Genomic DNA, 19,366 nt, shown 5'->3' with positions numbered 1-19,366 from the left:
CATAATGTAGTTACTTAATGCAGATACGTTCTTGTATGTGTCCTTTAACAAGACCATCTAGATATGTAGAGGTTGCATACTCCGAATTAAACTTCGTTGTACCACCTACGTAAAAACCTTTGGTTTGATTACTATTCCAGTCCTTCTTTAAGTCACCAAAGGTAGCGTCTTTAAATACTAAAAGCATACCACCAACATCTAGACTCCCATTTAGTCGCCATTCACCAAAGTTTAAATCTGCTTTAGAAATTAGATTTCCACCAATCTTTATAAACGCATCCGTTTGTATAGTATTATTAAAAACAATATTTCCTTTTGACACTAATGAGCCTTTAATATTGAATGCTTTCTCGATAGTACTATTAACAGTAAAATCTCCTTCCACAATTACATTGCCAAGAACATTAAAATCAAAAACTGTATTTGCTAGTAGCATATTCCCTTTTATATAGATAGAGCCGCCCACTTGAAAGTTTTTCTTAATGACATCATTAATGATTAAATTATGATTAGCAATGACATCTCCTGCGACGACAAAGCTATAAATTGTATTTTTAATTTGAAGGATTCCTTTCACCTTCAAGGCCCCCCCAATGGAGAATAATCCTGTTACACCATCTCTTGACTCTGCAACAGGATTGGTGAAGAGCATCCCGCCTTGAACAACAATATCCTTTTTCACATCAAAGCTAGTAATACCGTTCGTTGCATTTATACTTCCTTTCACAACCATACCGCCGTCGACATGCCATCTTAGAACGGTACTCTTATACTCAATGTCACCATTCACTATAATATCGCCTTTGACAAAAAAGTTTGTCAGTGTATTATTTACCACTAAATTACCATTCACAATTAGATCACCATCAATAACGATTGTGCCATTCGTTCCCGTATCACCAATGACGACATTTCCTTTTACAAGAACATCTTGTTTAAAAGTAATCGATTTGTCAGCAGCGAGTTCTCTAAATCTCAAATTCCCTCCGACACGTACGTCGCCTTTAAATAGGATCTCTGCTTTGATGATATCCTTGAAATACAAATCCCCATTTGCCACAACAGAATTCCCGTTACTATCGGAATCAATAACTATATCCTTTGTGATAATAGTGCTTGACGTACCTCCTATATTGACATTTTCGGCATTAATAATTGCGGATCCTGACTCACTTTTAGACAATTCAATTGATGTAACTTTACTTACCAGTGCAGCAACCTCACTAAACCGTTTATCCGAGAACACATTCTGGAATGCGTTTGAGATTACGTTAGAAGAATGATTGATATAATAGTCCGCTGTCGGAGCAAACCAATCTTTAAACTGAGTGTCCGTATAATCATTTAAAATATGCGACGTCGGCAACGCTTGACCCGTTGCAGGCAATATATAGCATGCTGCAAAAACTTTATTGTTTTTATTATCCTTATTATCTGAAGTATTGTGACTATTTTTCATAATGACCTTATTGCCAGTTGAAGGGACCGGCGGGGTTGGTGATGGTGTAGAGCCTGGAGTTGGCGTCGGCGTCGGCGTTGGTGTTGGAACAACGATGATTGGAGGAGAAGTAGGTTCATGAAACGGAACTAAATTATACCTTAGCTCGCTTGCACGAACCTGATTTCCGTTTCCGTAACCTGCTTTAAAGACTACAGCAATCGGCTTATTATCGCTGTCATTCACAATATCCGCTTGGACGTTTAATTGGTGCATTCCATTGACAATCTGAACCAACCGTTCGATGTTTGGCAATGTATTGTTCGTTTCATCAATCTGTTTCATATCCTCATACATTCTAGCGAACACGGTCATACCTGAATGAGCATCTGTGAAAGACTTCTCTGAATTTGCGTTTGTTTTGGCTTGCAACAATCCAACACTCGTACTCATAGCAAGCGGAGCTATTACAATGGAAATCATTACGATAAATCCAAAAACAAGCATTAACGTTCCGCCTTTTTCGGACTGAAAAGATTTAATCATTGCCTTTTCCCCCTTAAACATATTATTCTATGAGTAAATCGATCCGACTACTTAACTTTAAAGGAGCTGCCCGATGCGCAATCAAAAAGGACTAACATTGATAGAAGTTTTGGGTTCCATCGTCTTACTAGGCATCGCAGTTCTAGGTATCACATTCATTTTGCAGCAAACCGCATTAGATACCAAATCAAATGAAAAATCAGATGAAGCAGTTGTAGTGGCTAGAAATGTGATGGAAGAAATCAAAAACAAACTAAAAACGAACAGTGCACAAACTACTGTATATGGACAAGCCATCTCACTAGAGAATCTGCGGAATCTTGCCTCAACAACCATTTATTATCCGGATGCCATTGATCGGCGGTATGAACTGGACATTCAATCTCATACAGCTTCATTAGGAACAGTAGCTCTTACAGATACAGCAGTATCCGACTTAGACTCCATATTCCGCCGAGTTACCGTTAATTGTATCGAGGTCTCTTCTTCTAAAAAATTCGAATTAGAAGCGTATGTTGAATACAAATAATTTCGATTGAGGTGAACGGAAGTGCGATATTATTTAAAAAATGAAAAAGGTTTGACGCTTGTTGAAGTTACTGCCGTTCTTGTTCTTTCGGTCATTATTTTAGGCTTCTTAATTTACCTGCTAAACTATTCAAATATGAGTCTAAATCAAGTATCTGCTAGAGAGAAAACACTCCAACAACAAAGGGATATCATGAGCCAACTTGTGAAAGCCGTCCGTAAAGGCTATTCGCCAGTACCACTAGTGAGTAAAACTAGCCATTTGCGACTCGTTAGTTCTGAAAATGATGAGGCAGTCGATTACACATATGATAGTTCTTCGAAATCACTTACAGTCTCGTATAAACCAATTGTTGCAAACATTGTATCCGCAACCCCAACTTCAAGCTTCAAATTCTCTGATAAGGTTGAAAGTATTCTATTTGATGCCAAAGACGGTCGAATAGAGATTACGCTTGAGATGAAGCTGCCCAACAATTCGATCAAAAAAACATCAACAGTTGTTTATACTACTCAACGAATCAGCTAAAACTTCAGCAAAGATAAATACCATCCAATCAAGCCGTTCCCCCAATAATAAGCCGCTAACGCACCTGCAGCGATATAGGGTCCGAACGGTATCGTTTTGCCTCTGGACTGTGCCCCTGTTGCAATCAAAGCAAGCCCTCCGATTAATCCAAATAAACTGGCGAGAAACAAACTGAGCAAGGTAAGCTTAACGCCTAAGATCAAGCCAATGAACACATAAAGCTTGATGTCTCCGCCACCCATCGTTTCTTTCTTCAACACCTTATCTCCAATGATGCCTATGATTAATAACGCCCCGCTGCCCGTAATAGCAGCGATGCCATAATTCAATAACGTAAGCGGATGAACGAGTAATCGGATGCATATTGCACCGACGACACCAACCACCACCACTTTATTTGGAATAATCATATCGGTAAGATCTGTTTGTACGATGATAACTAGAATACTAATGAAGAACAGTGCTGCGAACAATTCGAGCTTCCATCCTATGTAATTGGCGGCATGAGCAAACAGAACGGTCGTTATGAGATCGCCTACGGGGTAACGCCACACAATAGTTTTGTTACTTACTTTGCTCTTGAGCGTCAAGATTAGTACAGATAACAATGGCACAATAGCATACCATTTCGGCTTTACTTTATTGTTTAGTTCGTATGTAGGTGGATAAACAGGAAGAAGCCGTTCATCCCATCGGATAGCAACAGCGTTAAGCACACCGCTAAGAAGCAGCCCCAAAAACGCGAATGCGATAATAGCTGGTGTAATCATTTTGACCCTTCTTTGCTTGGAAAATTTATAGAAAGACAACCTTGGAGGTTGCCTTTCTATACTACTGTTATTTGCTTAAGGTTACTGTCCATTTATTTTCGTTAAGCGTTGCAGTAAATTTAGTCTTAGCATTACCTGTTACTTTCCAAGTAGGCATAGCATTTAAATATCCCTTAGTTACTAATTCTGTGTCAATAACCGCATCTGTCACAGTTGCAGTTTTCTCTTCATCAACCACGTACCGTAGCACAGATTCGATAATAATTTGGTCGGTAGCAGCGTCTGCTTTTATTTTTGAATTGTTAATCGTGTTCCCAATAGCCGGGATAGCAATCGCAGCAATAATCCCAACAATAACTAACACCGCAAGCAACTCGATAAGCGTAAGACCCTTTTGATTCCGTTTCAAAGCCATCAACATAAACATTCTCCTCTCAATTTTTAAAGCATATTTAAAACAATTAAAACCAAGAAACCTGTACTACATTTAAGCAGCTCTGAGCAAGGGGTACATCTATGCTCAGAGTGGATAACGCTTATTCTCCGTAATTTGGAAACATCAATCTATAAATAGCTTTGCATCATCTTAAAAGTCGGCATCATGACAGCCATAACGATGACACCTACTACTCCAGTTAGCAAAACAATCATAAGCGGCTCTAAAAGCGCCTTGAGACGATCCGCCATCTGATCGACGTCTGACTCATAGAAATCAGCAACCTTATCCAGCATGTCCTCAGTTGAACCTGAACGCTCGCCGATAGCCATCATTTGAACAACCATAGGGGGAAAAAGATTGGATTGTTTAAGTGTATCTGACATCGTTTCCCCACTTAGAACCTTTTCCCGAGTATCCGAAATCACCTTCCCCATTGCCTCATTTCCTACAACGTTTGAGACAATAGACAAGCCTTGCGTAAGCGGAATAGCAGCAGCTATAAGCGAACTAAACGTTCTTGAGAAACGGGCAATTGCCTGCTTATGCCATAATGTGCCGAATACCGGTATTTTGAGAAGCATGTAGTCCAACTTTTGTCTGCCGGAAGCTGTGCGTCTAATAAATTTCCATAATAAGCTAGGCACAAACATTGCAGCAATTACGATATACCAGAAGTTCTGCATAAATTCACTAACTGACATAACGATGCGCGTTGGCAATGGCAGCTCGATTCCCATTCCCGCAAAGCTTGTCACATACTGAGGAATAACAAAAAGCATCATGAAAATAACGACGAGAACCATCATTACGAGCATCACCGTCGGATAAACCATTGCTGACTTTACCTTTTCCCTTGTGTTGCGTTCTTTCTCGAAGAATACAGCCAACCGATGCAGCATCGTATCCAGATTTCCTGCCACTTCACCCGCCTGAACCATACTGACAAATATGGGCGAGAATACGGTAGGGTATGCGGATACTGATTCAGAGAACTGTTTGCCGCCTCTCATTTCTTCAGCAATGGCTGCGAGAAGTTTAGATAAGGTTTTGCTATCTGTCTGTTCACTCAAAATTTGAACAGCCTCAACTAAACTAACACCAGCTTGATACAAAGTCGCCAACTGCCTGCAAAAGACAGTAAACTGAACCATCTTGACTCGCGGCCCGCCAAACGATATATCCTTGTATAGCGTCGTTTCATTCGTATCTAATATATCCGTGACCCACAAGCCCTTCTCGTTCAGAGCCTCGCGTGCACGTTGCATCGTATTCGCTTCAAGAATTCCAATTGACTTCTTGCCACTGGAAGTAATCGCTTTGTACCGATATTTCGGCATTTTACCCACTCCAATGAAACTCGAATATTAAATTTATAACTCACCGAATCCGAATAACGCTTCACGTGCAGCTTCTATTCTAACCTGACCCTGCTGCACGAGTTCCCGCAGCGCATACTCCATTGTCTGCATGCCTAGCGCCTTGCCAGTCTGCATAACAGAACGTATTTGATAAATCTTCTCAGATCGTATTAGATTTGAAACAGCGGGCGTATTGACAAGCACTTCAAAGGCAGCTGTTCTTCCTTGTCCGTCGGACTTAGGCAATAGACGTTGTGAGATGACGCCTAGTAAAACGGCTGCAAGCTGAATTCGAATTTGCGCCTGCATCGCAGGCGGGAAAACATCAATAATGCGATCTATCGTTTGCGGTGCGTCCGCAGTATGTAAGGTGCCGAATACGAGATGTCCGGTTTCTGCTGCACTAATTGCTGTACTTATCGTTTCTAAATCTCGCATCTCACCTACGAGTACAATATCTGGATCCTGCCTGAGCGCCGCTCGCAGACCATCAGAGAAGGACGGCGTATCCAGACCAACCTCACGCTGATTGACCATCGATTTCTTATGATCATATATAAACTCTATAGGGTCCTCAAGTGTTATAATATGAGCATTTTCCGTTCGGTTTAGATGGTCGATGATGGATGCTAACGTGGTAGACTTCCCGCTTCCCGTAGGCCCAGTTACTAGTAGTAAACCTTGTGGTTTCTTCGCAAATTCAGACGCCATCCGCGGCAGCCGCAGCTCCTCCATAGTAGGAATTCGGCTGGGCACTATTCGAATAGCTAGTCCAACGCTGCCTCGCTGCTTATACGCGTTTATTCTAAATCTGGCTAGTCCTGCTACTCCGTAAGAAAAGTCAACGTCACCGTTTTGTTGAAGCGCAGTATACTGTTCTTCATTCATGAATTGCTTAGCGAGCTCGAGCGTATCAATCGGCTTAAGTAACTCATCATTTATGGGTAGTAATTCTCCGTGAATTCGGAATATGATGGGAGAATTAACTGTGATGTGAATATCAGATGCTTGTTTGGAATGAGCTAAGCGAAGCATTTCCTCTGCCTGCATGTACAGCCCCCCTCCTGGCAATAACTAACTAGCCTTTATTCTCCAAGTCCTAACACACGAAAAACCTCAGTAACCGTTGTAAGCCCTTCTGCTGCTTTACTTAATCCATCCACCATGATTGGGATCATTCCTTGCTTGAGTGCATGTTCATAATACTCATTGTCAGATCGCTTAGAAATAATGAAGGAGCGAAGTTCATTATCTACAAGCAACACTTCATGAATGGCTAATCTGCCTTTATAGCCGGTGCGACCGCATTCTCCGCAGCCCGCACCTTTGTATAGGCGATCCGTTCGAATGCCATAGCTTGTTATAAGTTCTAATTCCTTATCAATCGGCGTGTATCTCTGCTTGCAATGCTTACAAATTCGTCTAACAAGCCGCTGTGCCACGATACAATTGACAGAAGACGAAATAAGAAAGGGCTCTACTCCCATATCTATTAATCTTGTAATTGAATTCACTGCGTTATTCGTATGTAATGTACTCAGAACCAGATGTCCAGTCATTGCGGCACGTACTGAAATTTCTGCTGTCTCTGTGTCACGAATTTCTCCTAGCATTACGATGTTCGGGTCCTGCCGCAAAATAGCCCGTAATCCTCTCGCGAATGTCAAACCACTAGTAGAATTAACCTGAACCTGATTTACACCTTCAAGCTGATATTCTACCGGGTCCTCTACTGTAATGATGTTCACGTCTTCTTTGTTTAAATGGGCAAGCGCTGAATATAGTGTTGTAGACTTACCGCTTCCTGTCGGACCTGTTATAAGTACTACCCCATAAGCCATTTCAATGCTTTTGCGAAAGACCTGTTCATTACGCTCGGATAACGCTAGTTTTGAAATATCTGCCAATGAATTTCCAAGATCTAATACTCGAATAACAACCTTCTCACCATGAATCGTCGGCAAAGTCGAAACCCGGACATCAACCTTTCGAAAATCAATATCGAGCTCTACTCGTCCATCTTGCGGAAGACGTCGCTCAGCAACGTTCAAATTAGCCATAATCTTAATTCGGGCTACAATAATGCCATGCATATTAGGCGGGAGCGTTCGCTCCGTTCTCATCACACCATCCACACGATAACGTATGCGGAAGCTTCCGTCCTGCGGATCAAGATGAATATCACTTGCACCCAATTGCACAGCTTGTACAATAACTTGGTTGACGGTTTTCACGACAGGAGAATCCTCATCCGAAATCGCGTGATCTTCGTCTATATCTTTTAGCTGCAAATTTTGACTGATCTGCTCGATTGTATCTTGCAGCCCATAATAACGGTTAATGGCACGTACAAGCTCATCTTTAGAAGCGATTACTGGCTCAATTCGAAGCCCCGTAGCAATACGTATTTCATCAATTGCGAAGTAATCTAGCGGATCAGCCATGGCTAGAATCAGCTTATTGCTTTCCATGCGAAGCGGCATGACACAATGCTGGTCGGCCAGCTTCTGAGAAATAAGTTGTATAATCTTAGGATCTATCTTCTGGCGATAGATTTGTACATGCGGTATGCCAAGCTGAAATTCCAACGCTTCAATAAACTGCTGTTGTGTTATGTAACCTTTTGAAATCAATACGTCGCCAAGCCTAGTCTTTAATTCCCGTTGCTGAATTAATGCCTGCTGCAGCTGTTCTTCGCTAATTACGCCAGACTCGACTAGCAAATCTCCTATTCGCTTACGAAAACCTGACATAACTCATCACCATCTATCGATAAATTTGTAGATATACTAAAGATATTCTCACAATTTGGAACTTGATTTAATTAAATCAAGTTCTAGCATGTCTGTCAATGACTTTAGAACTATATTTTCTTCTAATATATAAGTATTTTAGCCTAGTAAAGTGGACAACTATTTCAACAAGGTCTTTTGACCTATGAAAATCATCCCATTATAAATATAAACGTTTAATACGAAGAAAAATTACTTAATCAATATTTTTAAATCGTACATTTTAATCATTTTATTAGAAGCAATTTTTTCGAACCGATCACATATGTTATAATTTTCTTATGGAACAATGGAAAAAAAATCTGATCGTGTTGTGGTTCGGACAGTTTCTCGTTATGGCTGGGATGACGATGATCATTCCGTTCCTGTCCCTCTATTTGCAATTTGATTTAGGTTTAACCGATAAGCATGAGATCGGCGTGTGGGCTGGGCTTATTTTTGCGGGCAACTTTGTGACGTCATTTATTTTTCAACCCATATGGGGAAAGATGGCTGACAGGTACGGTCGCAAAATGATGCTGCTCCGCTCTGGTTTCGGTATGTCCATCGTTATGGTATTGATGGGGTTTGCCACAACTCCATGGCACTTGCTGCTGCTTCGTATGGTGAATGGGACAATATCTGGCTTCAACCCTGCATCTATCGCATTAATTTCAGCAACAACGCCAAAAAACAAGATGGGCTTCGCGATGGGAACGATTCAATCAGGAGGCATTGCCGGAACGATACTTGGCCCATTTATTGGCGGCTTGCTCGCGGATTCTATTGGTTTTAGGCCGATCTTCTACCTGACAGGAGCTTTGCTGTTCGCAGCCTCGCTGCTTGCTCTATTTGTTGTAAAAGAACCGTTTGACCGCATGAAAGCAGCTGCTCGCGTGCAAGCCTCCGTCATCGAAGGTTTTCGGAAATTAAGCGGCATTCCTCAGCTTACTGCGTTATTTGCCGTCACTTTTCTCATTCAATTCGCTATGATGAGCCCCATGACGCTTATTCCGCTTTATGTTCAGGAGCTTCACGGGACAACGGCCAACCTTGCTTTCTTGGCAGGTTTCGTCGGATCAGTCACCGGTCTCTCCAATCTCGTGTCCTCGCCGCTGCTCGGTAAGCTTAGTGACCGAATCGGCGCAGAACGTGTACTTGGCGTAGCGCTTGTTGGTTCGTCGCTCGCCTTTGTTCCACAAGCGATGGCAGGCACCGTATGGCAATTGCTCATTGCCCGCTTTTTTCTTGGCATCTTTCTCGGGGGGCTTATCCCAGCCGTAAACTCCCTTATTCGAAAATACACACCTGACGGCATGGAGAGCCGTTCCTACAGCTTCAACACCAGCACAATGAGTCTAGGCAACATGATTGGCCCGATCACGGGTGGGGCCCTCTCCGGTTGGATCGGCATTAAAGGTTTATTTCTTTTATCTGCGGTCATGCTCATGATTAACGCTGGATGGGTGTGGCAGTCGCTGCTCCGCAAGCGGCCACAGCCAAAAGAGCCGGTCAAGGACGGCTGATCGATTACATGGAGACAGCAAAGGGTCATGAAGGAGAATGCGAATTCCTTCATGACCCTTTTTTAGATTAATGTTGTACCCTCGTTGTACATGCACATAGGTTCTTAATGAGTTCAAACGATACGACACATGCGACATCTACGTATGAGCACACATATGCGCTTAAAGATTACTCCCAACACGCCAGATAGAAACTGTATGAACACATAGGTTCTTACAACTCAAAAATCAACGTTACTCCTACCCCATAAGCACACATATGCGCTTAAAACCTACTCCGAGCACTCCCAACACGCCAAATAGAAGCTGTAAGAACACATAGGTTCTTACAGCTCACAAATTGACGCTGCTTTTACCCGATAAGCACACATATGCGCTTACAGCCTACTTCGAGCACTCCCAACACGCCAGATAGAAGCTGTAAGAACTCATAGATTCTTACAGCTCACAAATCGTCGATACTTTCACCCGATAAGCACACATTTGCGCTTAAAACCTACTCCGAGCACTCCCAACACGTCAAATAGAAGCTGTAAGAACACATAGGTTCTTACAGTTCACAAATCGTCGCTACTTTCACCCGATAAGCACATATTTGCGCTTAAAGCCATCTCTGGGCACTCCCAACACGCCAGATAGATGCTGTAAGAACACATAGGTTCTTACAGCTCACAAATCAACGTTACTCCTACCCCATAAGCACACATGTGCGCTTAAAGCCTACTCCGAGCACTCCCAACACACCAAATAGAAGCTGTAAGAACACATAGGTTCTTACAGCTCACAAATCAACGTTACTCCTACCCCATAAGCACACATATGCTCTTAAAACCTACTTCGAGTATTTCCAACAAACCTAACTCCCACCAACTATCAAAAAAAAGCCCTGATCCCCTCCAGCATTATACCGAAGGGGGTCGGGGCTTGCTCTATTACTTCACAATCGCTATCGCTAATCCATCGTAGCCCGGCAATATCGTGCTCTGCAAACGATCGTCTGTTGCGATGATCTCATTAAAAGAGCGCACGGCACGAACCGCTGGACCTTCCTTGGCTGGATCGATCGTTCTTCCGCGCAGTAAAATATTATCGCCTACAATAATCGCTCCCGGATTAGCGAGTGCAATCGCGTAGTCCAGATAGATGGGATATCCTTCTTTATCTGCATCGATAAAAAAGAAATCAAACTTCCTGCCGGCAGACTTCAGCTCCGCAAGGCTTTGCTTCGCATCACCAACCATATACTCTACCTTATCTCCGAGTCCAGCTGCTTCCATATGCAGCTTGGCTAGATCAGCATAGTTTTGCAGCAGCTCAAGCGATACTAATTTACCGCCCTCTTGCAGGCCCCGTGCCAAGCAAATGCCGCTATAGCCGCCTAGTGCTCCAATTTCAATAATATTTTGTGCTTTCGACAGCGATACAAGCATCGTTAACAGCCTGCCATACCCATCAGCAACTGATATATCCGGCATTCCATTAGCCGCTATGCCTGCTTTTGTACGCTCAAGATCAGCATCTGCCACATAAAGCGAATCCACATATTGTTCATTTTGCAACGTCATTCTACTCTCTCCAATTTTACAATTTGTAAAAACAAGCTAGTTTGTCCTATACTTGATTGTATGTTTTTGTTCACGGGGTTACAAGCTTATGCTTTAGATATGAAGCTAAGGTCACCAAGAATTAATGAAAAGAGAGTGTAAAATGGAAAAGTTACAATTGATCGCAACTGCGCCAATGGGGCTTGAAGCGGTTGTTGCACGTGAATTGAAGGATCTAGGTTATACCGATCTTCAGGTAGAGAACGGACGCGTTAATTTCACAGGCGGTCCTATCGATATTTGCCGCACCAATCTTTGGCTGCGCACAGCAGGCAGAATTCTAATCAAAATGGGAGAATTCCCTGCTACCACCTTCGATGAATTGTTTGAGGGCACCAAAGCGCTTGATTGGCCGACATGGATTCCGAACGACGGTGAATTCCCTGTAAATGGCCGCTCGCAAAAATCTCAGCTGACAAGCGTACCCGCCTGCCAAAGTATCGTAAAAAAAGCGGTCGTTGATAAAATGTCTGCACGTTATGGTACCGAATGGTTTCCCGAAAACGGCGGACGTTATGTAATAGAAGTTACGCTTATGAATGACCGTGCCATGCTGACGCTGGACACTACAGGTGATGGCTTGCATAAACGTGGATACCGGAAAGTAGCTACCGAAGCTCCAATTAGGGAAACGCTTGCCGCTGCTCTCGTTCAGCTTAGCCGCTGGCGTCCTGATCGGCCGCTTTACGACCCATTTTGCGGTTCCGGTACGATATTGATTGAAGCAGCAATGATTGGCTGGAACATCGCACCTGGCCTTCGCAGAAGCTTTAACAGCGAAGGCTGGCCGCTTATTCCGAATGAGCTGTGGGATGAAGCGCGCGATGAGGCATTTGATTTGGTAAAAGATGATGTTCCACTTCAAATTGCAGGTTCTGATATTGATCCAGGAGCGATTGAAATCGCAGAAGCTGCTATTAAGAAAGCGGGTTTCGGCAAAGAAATCAAGCTTACTGTACAACCCGTTGCCAAAGTGAAGCTTGAAGGCGATTACGGCGTTATTATTACGAACCCGCCATACGGCGAACGTCTCGGCGATGATGTACAAGCAGAGGCTGCGCTGCGTCAGTTCGGATTGACTGCGCTCCATTACCCAACTTGGTCGTATTTCTCGATTAGCCCATCAACGACAATCGAGCACTATTTCGGACGTCCTGCGGATAAGAAGCGGAAGCTGTTTAATGGGCGTATCGAGTGTAATTACTTGCAATTTTTTGGACCGCTTCCCCCTCGCGGAAATCGATAGTAACGAAAGAGGAAGGATATTTTATAGATGTTATATAATAACCACTCGGCTTTACGCCGCTTGATGAGCAAGATTTTGATAGGGCTCGAGCGGCTGAAGGCTGTAGACTTGCTTTTATTTGTGGCTGTGATGATGGCTAAGGTTTATCTATTCAATGCCATTCTTGACGTACCAAAAATGAAAATGACCGATAAAGATGCCCTTATCGAGCTCGGAGCCATTTTATTGTTCAGCTTCTGGACTATATGGCTGCCTGCACGCGGACGGATCGTTGCACTTATCGTGTTGAACCTGATCGCATCCTTTGTTTTGTATGCCGATATTATTTATTATCGCTACTTTCAAGATCTGATCTCCGTTCCCGTATTGCTTCAGTTCAGTCAAGTGGACTCCCTAGGCGAGAGTATCGGCACACTTCTCCGAATGACGGATTTTATTTTGTTCCTAGATTGGATTGTTATCATTCCCTTTGCGATTTACGCATTATGGCGAGGGCGGAGCGATCTTCGTCAAGCGAATGAGTATCGTCGCAAGCCTGCTGGCATGCAAAAGGCTATCGTCCGCATCGTTCTAAGCGCTGTGATTTTTGGCATCGGAACATCGCTTGTTTTCACAAACGTAAATGAAGCGAAGCGTACGTGGGGACAAGGTATTTTGGTCGGCAATTGGTGGAATCTGTCCATCTACAACATGACGGGTGCGCTTGGTTTTCATGGCTATGATGTGTATCGTTATGTCAAACAACACTGGCTGGATGCGGAGACGGTTACCGCTGAGCAGTATTCAGGTGCAAAAAACTGGATTCAAGAACGCGCCGACCAGCGGAAAATACTCGAGCAGGATGCTTTATTTGGCGCATATAAAAACAGCAATGTCATTATGCTTCAGCTCGAAGCTTTCCAAAACTTCATGGTTAATAAATCAATCGGCGGTCAAGAAATTACCCCGAATTTAAACGATTTAATCGAGCAGAGCGCTTATTTCAGTCAATTTTATCAACAAACCGCTCAAGGCAGAACCTCGGATGCCGATTTCATGGCAAACTGCTCCATGCAGCCCGTCACGAACGGCTCGGTTTTCATCCAATATGCACCAAACGAATTCGATTGCATGTCCAGCACCTTGAAAGCAAACGATTATGGGACATCCGTCTTCCACTCTTATGAGGGTGGTTTTTGGAACCGAAATACGATGTACAAAAACATGCAATATGATCAGTTTTACAGCTTAAAGCATTTTCAACTAGATGAAAAAATCGGCTGGGCTCTCGGTGACAAGTCTTTCTTCCGACAATCCTTTGACGTCATTGCCGATCAGAAACAGCCCTTTTACTCCTTTCTGATCACACTCTCCAGCCATTATCCGTTCACGATGCCGGAAGAGGAGCAAAAGCTTAACCTTGGCGAGCTGGATGGTACGTTAATGGGGGATTATTTGCAGTCCATTCATTATGTAGACGCCGCGCTCGGTGAGCTGGTTGATCGAATGAAAGCAGAAGGGCTTTGGGATCATACGATTCTCGTCATGTACGGGGATCACGACAACTCAATTAATGACTGGTCGTTGTTTGAGTCTTTCCTTGGCAAACCGCTGAATGATTTAGAGCGTCAAATGATTGTGAAACAGGTACCTCTGCTCATACATTTGCCTAAGAACGAGCACGCAGGAACGTATACGAATGTAGGTGGTCAGCTTGATGTATCGCCTACGATTATGCATCTGCTCGGCATCTCGACGGCTGATCAATATTTAATTGGCATGCCTCTGCTTATAGAGAATCCTCTTCTTGGCAAGAAGGTCGTGCAAAGAAACGGTGCCTTCACTGATGGTACCCTCTACTTTATGCCTTCAGCGGATGGCATCGCTGAGAACGGAGCATGCTGGAACATCCAAGACAATGCATCCATACCAGTCAGCGGCTGCATAAGTGCCTTTGAAGACTCGCGCACCGAGCTGAACATGTCGGATCAAATCGTCATGAACAATCTCATCGCTGACTTCAAGGAGCAAACCGCTACAGAAGCTCGCAGCAGCAATGGGCTTGAGACAGCTGGTCGTTAACGTTGCAGCTTAGTAAGCTATGAAAAAGCAAAACAAAAGAACCTTCAAATCGACATTCAATAGTGGATTTAAAGGTTCTTTTTTATATTCGGTATACCTAACATTCCTACACATTTAGCTACTTTTTATGCTCAGACAGCCAATTCAGCACATCGTCAATCGTGTTCACTGGCACAATATTGAGATCAGGCGCTCCGCTGCGAGCGTCTCCTTCCAGCTCTGCCGGCACAAAAAACACATCCGCATCCGTCCGGCTGATTGCATAAGCCTTTTGCTTGATGCCGCCAATTAATCCAATCGAGCCATCTGCTTCAATTGTACCTGTACCCGCCACCTGATTGCCATACGTAACGCCGCCTGGTGTCAGCTGATCAATAATAGCCAGCGTCAGCATCGCTCCATGAGATGGACCTCCAATATGCGCCATAAAGCGTTTGTAATCGATGTTAAGCGGGATATCGAGAAGCAGCTCTGTTTGCACCGAAATGCCGAACACTGCTCGGTCTGGCGAATCAGCTGAGGCCTTCGTCTTAACCTCCGTTTGTGTCTGAACCCCTGCTCTCCTTAGCGTAATCTGTACGGACTCGCCAGGCTTTACCGCTTTCTCCATGTAGTCGGTCATCTCGCCAATCGATTTAACCGCTTGCCCATTCATCGCATCAATAATATCGCCAGCTTGCAGCTTCTGCTCGGCTGGACTATCCTTTACGATGGCAACAAGTCGAATGCCATCTGGCTTAATTCCGCCTCCAACGCCTGCTTTCTGCATGGCAACAGCTGCTGCAACACGATTCGCATCTGTTTTCATATTAACGACTTGTGTGTACGATTCCGTCAGCGGCGGTTCATTTTCTGGTATTTTCTCGAAGCTATACATCGGAAGCAGCTTGGCATACAGCCAATCAGCAGGTACGGCCGGCCTCTCGAATACGAGTATGCCGTTTACCGTTCCTCCGCTGTTTTCGCTCTTCTCTACATGCGCATAACGATTCATATTGAGCGTCATCCCCGGGTATGTGACGCGATAGCCGGTAGGGCAGAGCAAAACCAATAGAAGCACTATCGTAATCGTTAGAGTGACCACCCCGCGCTTTGGCAGCCACAGAGGGCTTAGAAGCCTCTTGGGAGCGTTCGAACGATTCCCTCCTATATTCAATGCCCTCGCCGCTCGCGACCGCTCTAACGCTTCAGTAAGAAGCATATCTACAAACACTAGCGGTGCAGCAGCGCCGATAACCAGCAGCATCTGGAACAGCATCTCTGGCGCAAACAGCACATAACCTGCTCCGATTATGCCTAGTCCAGCGATTATAATGCGTACTAGCTGTAAAATAAGCGTCCAGCCTTTTCTTTTCCGCTGCTGCCAAACCCCGAGCAAGGCACCAGCCGCCCAGCTAATCGGTATAAGGGCTAATATATTGAACAACCAATCGATCATTTCTATCCACTGTATCCCGCCGGATGTCTTCAGCGGGGCCGGCAGCCAAATGAGCTCTGCTGCAGCCAAACAGACAAGCGCTAGGACTAGTCCAAATAGGTAATAACGTGCTGGCCTCAGCATTCTTTTCCCCCTAAGCTTTCTCAAACGAAGCATATGTATTTCTTTTAGGATAAACAAAGGACCCGGGCGATACACATCGCGGGGTCCTATTTCATTTGCAAATATTGCCGCTGTTCCGAATCAATGCCTCTGTCTCTCATTTCGCCTTTCTCCACGCTTTGGATACGTTCAAGCCACTGCGCTGGGGAATGGTTCATACGACGTGCACGATCGAGCAGTTGAGCATACTGGGCACAATTGTCATACCCGCTAAGCTTGCGGATAACCTGAATATATTCGACGACAAGTTCTCTTGCATCCGCTGCGGTATAGCCGTATTCGGCAGCTAAAGCCTCAGCAATTCCGCGTTCATATAAGCTTAACCTGACCTGTGTTTTCACTTTCATGATACATCCACCTGCTTCCCGTATAAATATGGTAGCCGACTAGTTTCAAATGAGATTCCCACCGTTCGGAGCAAAAAACGACCTGATTGCCGAGCCGCAGCGAATCGAGCTTCCTGCCTTTGCGCGACACTGTAATTTGCTCATAAAACCATTGCTCATCTTTCTTTAATTGTACTGCTTTATGTACGATTTTTCCAGTGTCATTGTCCGCCATAGGACCGATGATGATATCTGGATGTGCATCACAGGGATCAGCACCTTTGACCGCTGCCTTGCGGTGAGCAAGAATGAAGGACGCCCATGCCGGTGAATCGGATAAAAACAAAAGAGGCTCGACCTGTTCCGGTACCGAGGTCAGTTCTACGACAAGCACGCATGGACGACCGCCGTCCCATGACTCCTTTGCTGCCTTATGCGACCATTTGCGTGCTTGCTCAGCCGATATTGTCGTATAAAATCCTTCTCCAAAATCTTTCCCCGGCCGCCAATAGGGTGAATTCAACAGCTTCTGCCCAAATGATTGCACAGTGTTGCTTGTGGTTCCATGATATAAAAGCTGAGGCGTCGTTATGTCCACGCTCGCACTCCTTTCGTTTGGCTCCTCGTATGAAAATACAAAGACCCTACGAAATCAAACTGTCGCAGGGTCTTGTCGTGTATGTCGTTCTATAATATTAATATTGTTATTTATTTCTTGATGTAAGGAATGATCTTCTCGATGACCTCATCCTCTGAAGGCGCCTTAATGTACCGTCCATTAACAAAAATAAATGCATAGCGGGCACATGGCCCGCAGTACGACTTGCAGCCTACACGAACCTCTGTGTCCGGCGCCAGCTTCTGCAGCTTGGGCAAAATCGATTTGATCTTCGTATGCTTGCATTTGTCGCAAACCATTATATCGTTAGCCATTATTCATCGTCCTGTCTCAACCGAATACGGAAAAATGCTAGTGATCACCGTGGTTGCCCTTGGTTGGATTCGTAACGGCAAAACCTTCTTCAGGCACATAGAAATAATCGATGCGAACGCCGTCCAGAAAAGCATTGTCTTTCTCCAAAATAACATCGATCCCTTTGTCAGTGGATACAACAATATCCTTCTCAGTCGGCTCGTCGATTCCCATACCGTAATGAGCATGGTCGCCGTGCGAATGAGTGACATAAATACGCAGCTTTTTACCTTCGTTTTCAGGCTTGTCCAGCTCTACTTGTAGAACTTTAGCAGCATTTTTTGAAATTTTGCAGTTCATAAATTATCCAGCTCCTCTTATCGTTAGGCCTTTCGGCAATCGTTATTATTTTATATTATACTTGCTCTCCATTCTACGGGCAAACCATTCGGCAAGCACCATCGTAACCGCGATGTCGTCAATCGGCATGAACGGCATGACGTCCGGCAAAACCCAGTAAAGAAAAACAGGCACGGAAAAAATCAGCTTGTCCAGCAGTGAAACATCCTTTGATCGAAGCAGCTGAAAAATACGGACAAACGTACGCTGCCAATGGCGCAGCGACAGCAACTTACGCATGAAATCCCACCTTTGCTGACCTTTTCCGATTAGTATAGCATAAGCATGGCGTAATTAACTACTAGAGGCCAGCGGCCGCTAAAGGCGAAGCGCCTCTAGCAGCAGCGGCTGCAGCTCCACATAAATTTGATCAAAATTACTCATCGGCAGCGGATTTTCGCCATAGCCCGCTTCCACTGTAAAGCCAGGTCTGCGGAACTGATGAATGAACCAGTCCTTATATCCCGCATCGCTGCCTGTCAGCTTTACCGCTTCATATCCACTTGCCTGAGCGAGCCGTTTGGCAAGCTGCTCTGCATTTGCAGGCTCATAATCACGATAATTCCAATAGATTTCCCGCCCCTGCGTATGAAGAGCAAGAACCGCATCGAAACCGATTCTACTCGTAAATTGAGCCATGGCATTCGCCTCCGGCTCACTTAGCGGATACGGTCCTGGATAGTCGCGTGGTCCAGGCCCTTCTACCCCTCTGCGCTTGCACTCCTCTTCCCAAAACGCAGGGAATTGATCATTTAAGTCAACACCTCTAATGTTGGCCTTCCAGTTGCTGAACTGATCGGAGCCGCCATTCCATTCCATTAGCTGCTGATAATAAGGATGCCTCGGCAATGCTCCGTATTGTGCGAGCTCTACACCATCTGGGTTTACCATCGGGACAGCCCATAAAGTCACGTCTTTGCACAAATCCGCCACTTGCTGTCCACCCATTCGCTCCCCGCTGCAATAAGCTGCCGACAAATCAGCAACGAAGCGCATCAGTAGTGCAGAGGTAATCCATTCATTTGCGTGAAAAGAGCCGTTCATATGAATTTGACGCGGGCCGTTGCCGCAGCGGAGCGCCAATAACGGCTTGCCCATTACGCTCCCCCCAATAATATGTGCCGATAAAAACGAGTATCTGCCTGATAGCTGCCGAACACCCTCCACTAAATCAAGATAGCCATACGTTTGTAAGGAGTATATAACCATCGCCCCCAGCTGCATAAATTTGCTCCTATCATGCTATGCAAGGTCTTATTTGTCCTATGTAGCAATCAACAAAAAGAAGCCTTGCTATGTTTAAGCCCGGCTT

The 19,366-nt window shown here is 44.6% G+C and carries 19 protein-coding genes; 5 read left to right on the top strand and 14 right to left on the bottom strand.

What is annotated here, in order from left to right; translation table 11 throughout:
- Positions 1-10: 10 nt before the first annotated feature.
- Positions 11-1,984 (bottom strand): hypothetical protein, encoded by a 1,974-nt coding sequence (locus AC1DM9_RS06050; RefSeq protein ID WP_477579083.1) that lies wholly within the window; start codon positions 1,982-1,984, stop codon positions 11-13.
- 73 nt (positions 1,985-2,057) lie between these two features.
- On the opposite strand from AC1DM9_RS06050, the gene AC1DM9_RS06045 reads away from it, so the two are divergent.
- A complete protein-coding gene (locus tag AC1DM9_RS06045; RefSeq protein ID WP_076266805.1) occupies positions 2,058-2,513 on the top strand; it encodes a type IV pilus modification PilV family protein in 456 nt (151 codons plus the stop codon).
- A 21-nt stretch (positions 2,514-2,534) separates the two neighbouring features.
- Entirely contained in the window at positions 2,535-3,041 is a 507-nt protein-coding gene (locus AC1DM9_RS06040; RefSeq protein WP_477579081.1) for a hypothetical protein, read from the top strand.
- Here AC1DM9_RS06040 and AC1DM9_RS06035 read toward each other — a convergent pair.
- The 5 genes from AC1DM9_RS06035 to AC1DM9_RS06015 all read right to left on the bottom strand — a co-directional run bounded on the left by AC1DM9_RS06035 (position 3,038) and on the right by AC1DM9_RS06015 (position 8,361).
- Positions 3,038-3,811, bottom strand: coding sequence for a prepilin peptidase (locus AC1DM9_RS06035; protein ID WP_477579079.1), 774 nt, complete (start codon positions 3,809-3,811; stop codon positions 3,038-3,040). The genes AC1DM9_RS06040 and AC1DM9_RS06035 overlap by 4 nt on opposite strands.
- Positions 3,812-3,878: 67 nt before the next feature.
- Complete coding sequence (locus tag AC1DM9_RS06030) at positions 3,879-4,232, bottom strand: prepilin-type N-terminal cleavage/methylation domain-containing protein (RefSeq protein WP_477579077.1); 354 nt, start codon at positions 4,230-4,232, stop codon at positions 3,879-3,881.
- Between the two features lie 143 nt (positions 4,233-4,375).
- Positions 4,376-5,587: a type II secretion system F family protein gene (locus AC1DM9_RS06025; RefSeq protein ID WP_477579074.1), complete on the bottom strand. Its 1,212-nt coding sequence runs from the start codon at positions 5,585-5,587 to the stop codon at positions 4,376-4,378.
- Positions 5,588-5,620: 33 nt separating this feature from the next.
- On the bottom strand, positions 5,621-6,658 hold the full coding sequence (locus AC1DM9_RS06020) for a type IV pilus twitching motility protein PilT (RefSeq protein ID WP_477579072.1): 1,038 nt from the start codon (positions 6,656-6,658) through the stop codon (positions 5,621-5,623).
- Between the two features lie 35 nt (positions 6,659-6,693).
- On the bottom strand, positions 6,694-8,361 hold the full coding sequence (locus AC1DM9_RS06015) for a GspE/PulE family protein (RefSeq protein ID WP_477579070.1): 1,668 nt from the start codon (positions 8,359-8,361) through the stop codon (positions 6,694-6,696).
- Between the two features lie 320 nt (positions 8,362-8,681).
- Here AC1DM9_RS06015 and AC1DM9_RS06010 point away from each other — a divergent pair, with 320 nt between their 5' ends.
- The gene (locus AC1DM9_RS06010; RefSeq protein WP_477579068.1) at positions 8,682-9,905 is read left to right on the top strand and encodes an MFS transporter; all 1,224 of its coding nucleotides are present in this window, start codon (positions 8,682-8,684) and stop codon (positions 9,903-9,905) included.
- Between the two features lie 932 nt (positions 9,906-10,837).
- Here the strand turns inward: AC1DM9_RS06010 and AC1DM9_RS06005 are convergent.
- Positions 10,838-11,470 carry an O-methyltransferase gene (locus AC1DM9_RS06005; protein WP_477551455.1) on the bottom strand — a complete coding sequence of 211 codons (633 nt, stop codon included), beginning with the start codon at positions 11,468-11,470 and terminating at the stop codon, positions 10,838-10,840.
- A gap of 142 nt (positions 11,471-11,612) precedes the next feature.
- On the opposite strand from AC1DM9_RS06005, the gene AC1DM9_RS06000 reads away from it, so the two are divergent.
- A complete protein-coding gene (locus tag AC1DM9_RS06000) occupies positions 11,613-12,755 on the top strand; it encodes a THUMP domain-containing class I SAM-dependent RNA methyltransferase (RefSeq protein ID WP_076266796.1) in 1,143 nt (380 codons plus the stop codon).
- A 63-nt stretch (positions 12,756-12,818) separates the two neighbouring features.
- Positions 12,819-14,816 carry an LTA synthase family protein gene (locus AC1DM9_RS05995; RefSeq protein WP_477579066.1) on the top strand — a complete coding sequence of 666 codons (1,998 nt, stop codon included), beginning with the start codon at positions 12,819-12,821 and terminating at the stop codon, positions 14,814-14,816.
- Between the two features lie 118 nt (positions 14,817-14,934).
- On the opposite strand, the gene AC1DM9_RS05990 is transcribed toward AC1DM9_RS05995, so the two are convergent.
- From AC1DM9_RS05990 to AC1DM9_RS05960, 7 genes are all read right to left on the bottom strand, one after another.
- Positions 14,935-16,377, bottom strand: coding sequence for a PDZ domain-containing protein (locus AC1DM9_RS05990; protein WP_477579064.1), 1,443 nt, complete (start codon positions 16,375-16,377; stop codon positions 14,935-14,937).
- An 86-nt stretch (positions 16,378-16,463) separates the two neighbouring features.
- On the bottom strand, positions 16,464-16,763 hold the full coding sequence (locus AC1DM9_RS05985) for a hypothetical protein (RefSeq protein WP_076266793.1): 300 nt from the start codon (positions 16,761-16,763) through the stop codon (positions 16,464-16,466).
- The gene (locus AC1DM9_RS05980; RefSeq protein ID WP_477511282.1) at positions 16,726-17,340 is read right to left on the bottom strand and encodes a DUF3990 domain-containing protein; all 615 of its coding nucleotides are present in this window, start codon (positions 17,338-17,340) and stop codon (positions 16,726-16,728) included. The genes AC1DM9_RS05985 and AC1DM9_RS05980 overlap by 38 nt, the downstream gene beginning before the upstream one ends.
- Before the next feature lie 110 nt (positions 17,341-17,450).
- On the bottom strand, positions 17,451-17,675 hold the full coding sequence (locus AC1DM9_RS05975; protein WP_076266791.1) for a YuzB family protein: 225 nt from the start codon (positions 17,673-17,675) through the stop codon (positions 17,451-17,453).
- A 37-nt stretch (positions 17,676-17,712) separates the two neighbouring features.
- On the bottom strand, positions 17,713-18,015 hold the full coding sequence (locus tag AC1DM9_RS05970; RefSeq protein ID WP_339203589.1) for an iron-sulfur cluster assembly accessory protein: 303 nt from the start codon (positions 18,013-18,015) through the stop codon (positions 17,713-17,715).
- A 45-nt stretch (positions 18,016-18,060) separates the two neighbouring features.
- Positions 18,061-18,294 carry a hypothetical protein gene (locus tag AC1DM9_RS05965; RefSeq protein ID WP_076266789.1) on the bottom strand — a complete coding sequence of 78 codons (234 nt, stop codon included), beginning with the start codon at positions 18,292-18,294 and terminating at the stop codon, positions 18,061-18,063.
- A 78-nt stretch (positions 18,295-18,372) separates the two neighbouring features.
- The gene (locus tag AC1DM9_RS05960; RefSeq protein ID WP_477579062.1) at positions 18,373-19,278 is read right to left on the bottom strand and encodes a M14 family metallopeptidase; all 906 of its coding nucleotides are present in this window, start codon (positions 19,276-19,278) and stop codon (positions 18,373-18,375) included.
- Between the last annotated feature and the right edge of the window lie 88 nt (positions 19,279-19,366).

It is taken from the genome of Paenibacillus sp. 01T431, assembly GCF_056398625.1.
This window is presented reverse-complemented; position numbering and strand designations above follow the sequence as displayed.

What these genes read in the sequence shown, in the direction of transcription:
- AC1DM9_RS06045 (WP_076266805.1), top strand. Translation starts at nt 2,058, where the DNA reads ATGCGCAATCAAAAAGGACTAACATTGATAGAAGTTTTGGGTTCCATC.
- AC1DM9_RS06010 (WP_477579068.1), top strand. Translation starts at nt 8,682, where the DNA reads ATGGAACAATGGAAAAAAAATCTGATCGTGTTGTGGTTCGGACAGTTT.
- AC1DM9_RS06025 (WP_477579074.1), bottom strand. Translation starts at nt 5,587, where the DNA reads ATGCCGAAATATCGGTACAAAGCGATTACTTCCAGTGGCAAGAAGTCA.
- AC1DM9_RS06000 (WP_076266796.1), top strand. Translation starts at nt 11,613, where the DNA reads ATGGAAAAGTTACAATTGATCGCAACTGCGCCAATGGGGCTTGAAGCG.
- AC1DM9_RS06035 (WP_477579079.1), bottom strand. Translation starts at nt 3,811, where the DNA reads ATGATTACACCAGCTATTATCGCATTCGCGTTTTTGGGGCTGCTTCTT.
- AC1DM9_RS05960 (WP_477579062.1), bottom strand. Translation starts at nt 19,278, where the DNA reads ATGCAGCTGGGGGCGATGGTTATATACTCCTTACAAACGTATGGCTAT.
- AC1DM9_RS05990 (WP_477579064.1), bottom strand. Translation starts at nt 16,377, where the DNA reads ATGCTGAGGCCAGCACGTTATTACCTATTTGGACTAGTCCTAGCGCTT.
- AC1DM9_RS06050 (WP_477579083.1), bottom strand. Translation starts at nt 1,984, where the DNA reads ATGATTAAATCTTTTCAGTCCGAAAAAGGCGGAACGTTAATGCTTGTT.
- AC1DM9_RS06015 (WP_477579070.1), bottom strand. Translation starts at nt 8,361, where the DNA reads ATGTCAGGTTTTCGTAAGCGAATAGGAGATTTGCTAGTCGAGTCTGGC.
- AC1DM9_RS06030 (WP_477579077.1), bottom strand. Translation starts at nt 4,232, where the DNA reads ATGTTGATGGCTTTGAAACGGAATCAAAAGGGTCTTACGCTTATCGAG.
- AC1DM9_RS05995 (WP_477579066.1), top strand. Translation starts at nt 12,819, where the DNA reads ATGAGCAAGATTTTGATAGGGCTCGAGCGGCTGAAGGCTGTAGACTTG.
- AC1DM9_RS06020 (WP_477579072.1), bottom strand. Translation starts at nt 6,658, where the DNA reads ATGCAGGCAGAGGAAATGCTTCGCTTAGCTCATTCCAAACAAGCATCT.
- AC1DM9_RS05965 (WP_076266789.1), bottom strand. Translation starts at nt 18,294, where the DNA reads ATGCGTAAGTTGCTGTCGCTGCGCCATTGGCAGCGTACGTTTGTCCGT.
- AC1DM9_RS06005 (WP_477551455.1), bottom strand. Translation starts at nt 11,470, where the DNA reads ATGACGTTGCAAAATGAACAATATGTGGATTCGCTTTATGTGGCAGAT.
- AC1DM9_RS05975 (WP_076266791.1), bottom strand. Translation starts at nt 17,675, where the DNA reads ATGGCTAACGATATAATGGTTTGCGACAAATGCAAGCATACGAAGATC.
- AC1DM9_RS05970 (WP_339203589.1), bottom strand. Translation starts at nt 18,015, where the DNA reads ATGAACTGCAAAATTTCAAAAAATGCTGCTAAAGTTCTACAAGTAGAG.
- AC1DM9_RS05985 (WP_076266793.1), bottom strand. Translation starts at nt 16,763, where the DNA reads ATGAAAGTGAAAACACAGGTCAGGTTAAGCTTATATGAACGCGGAATT.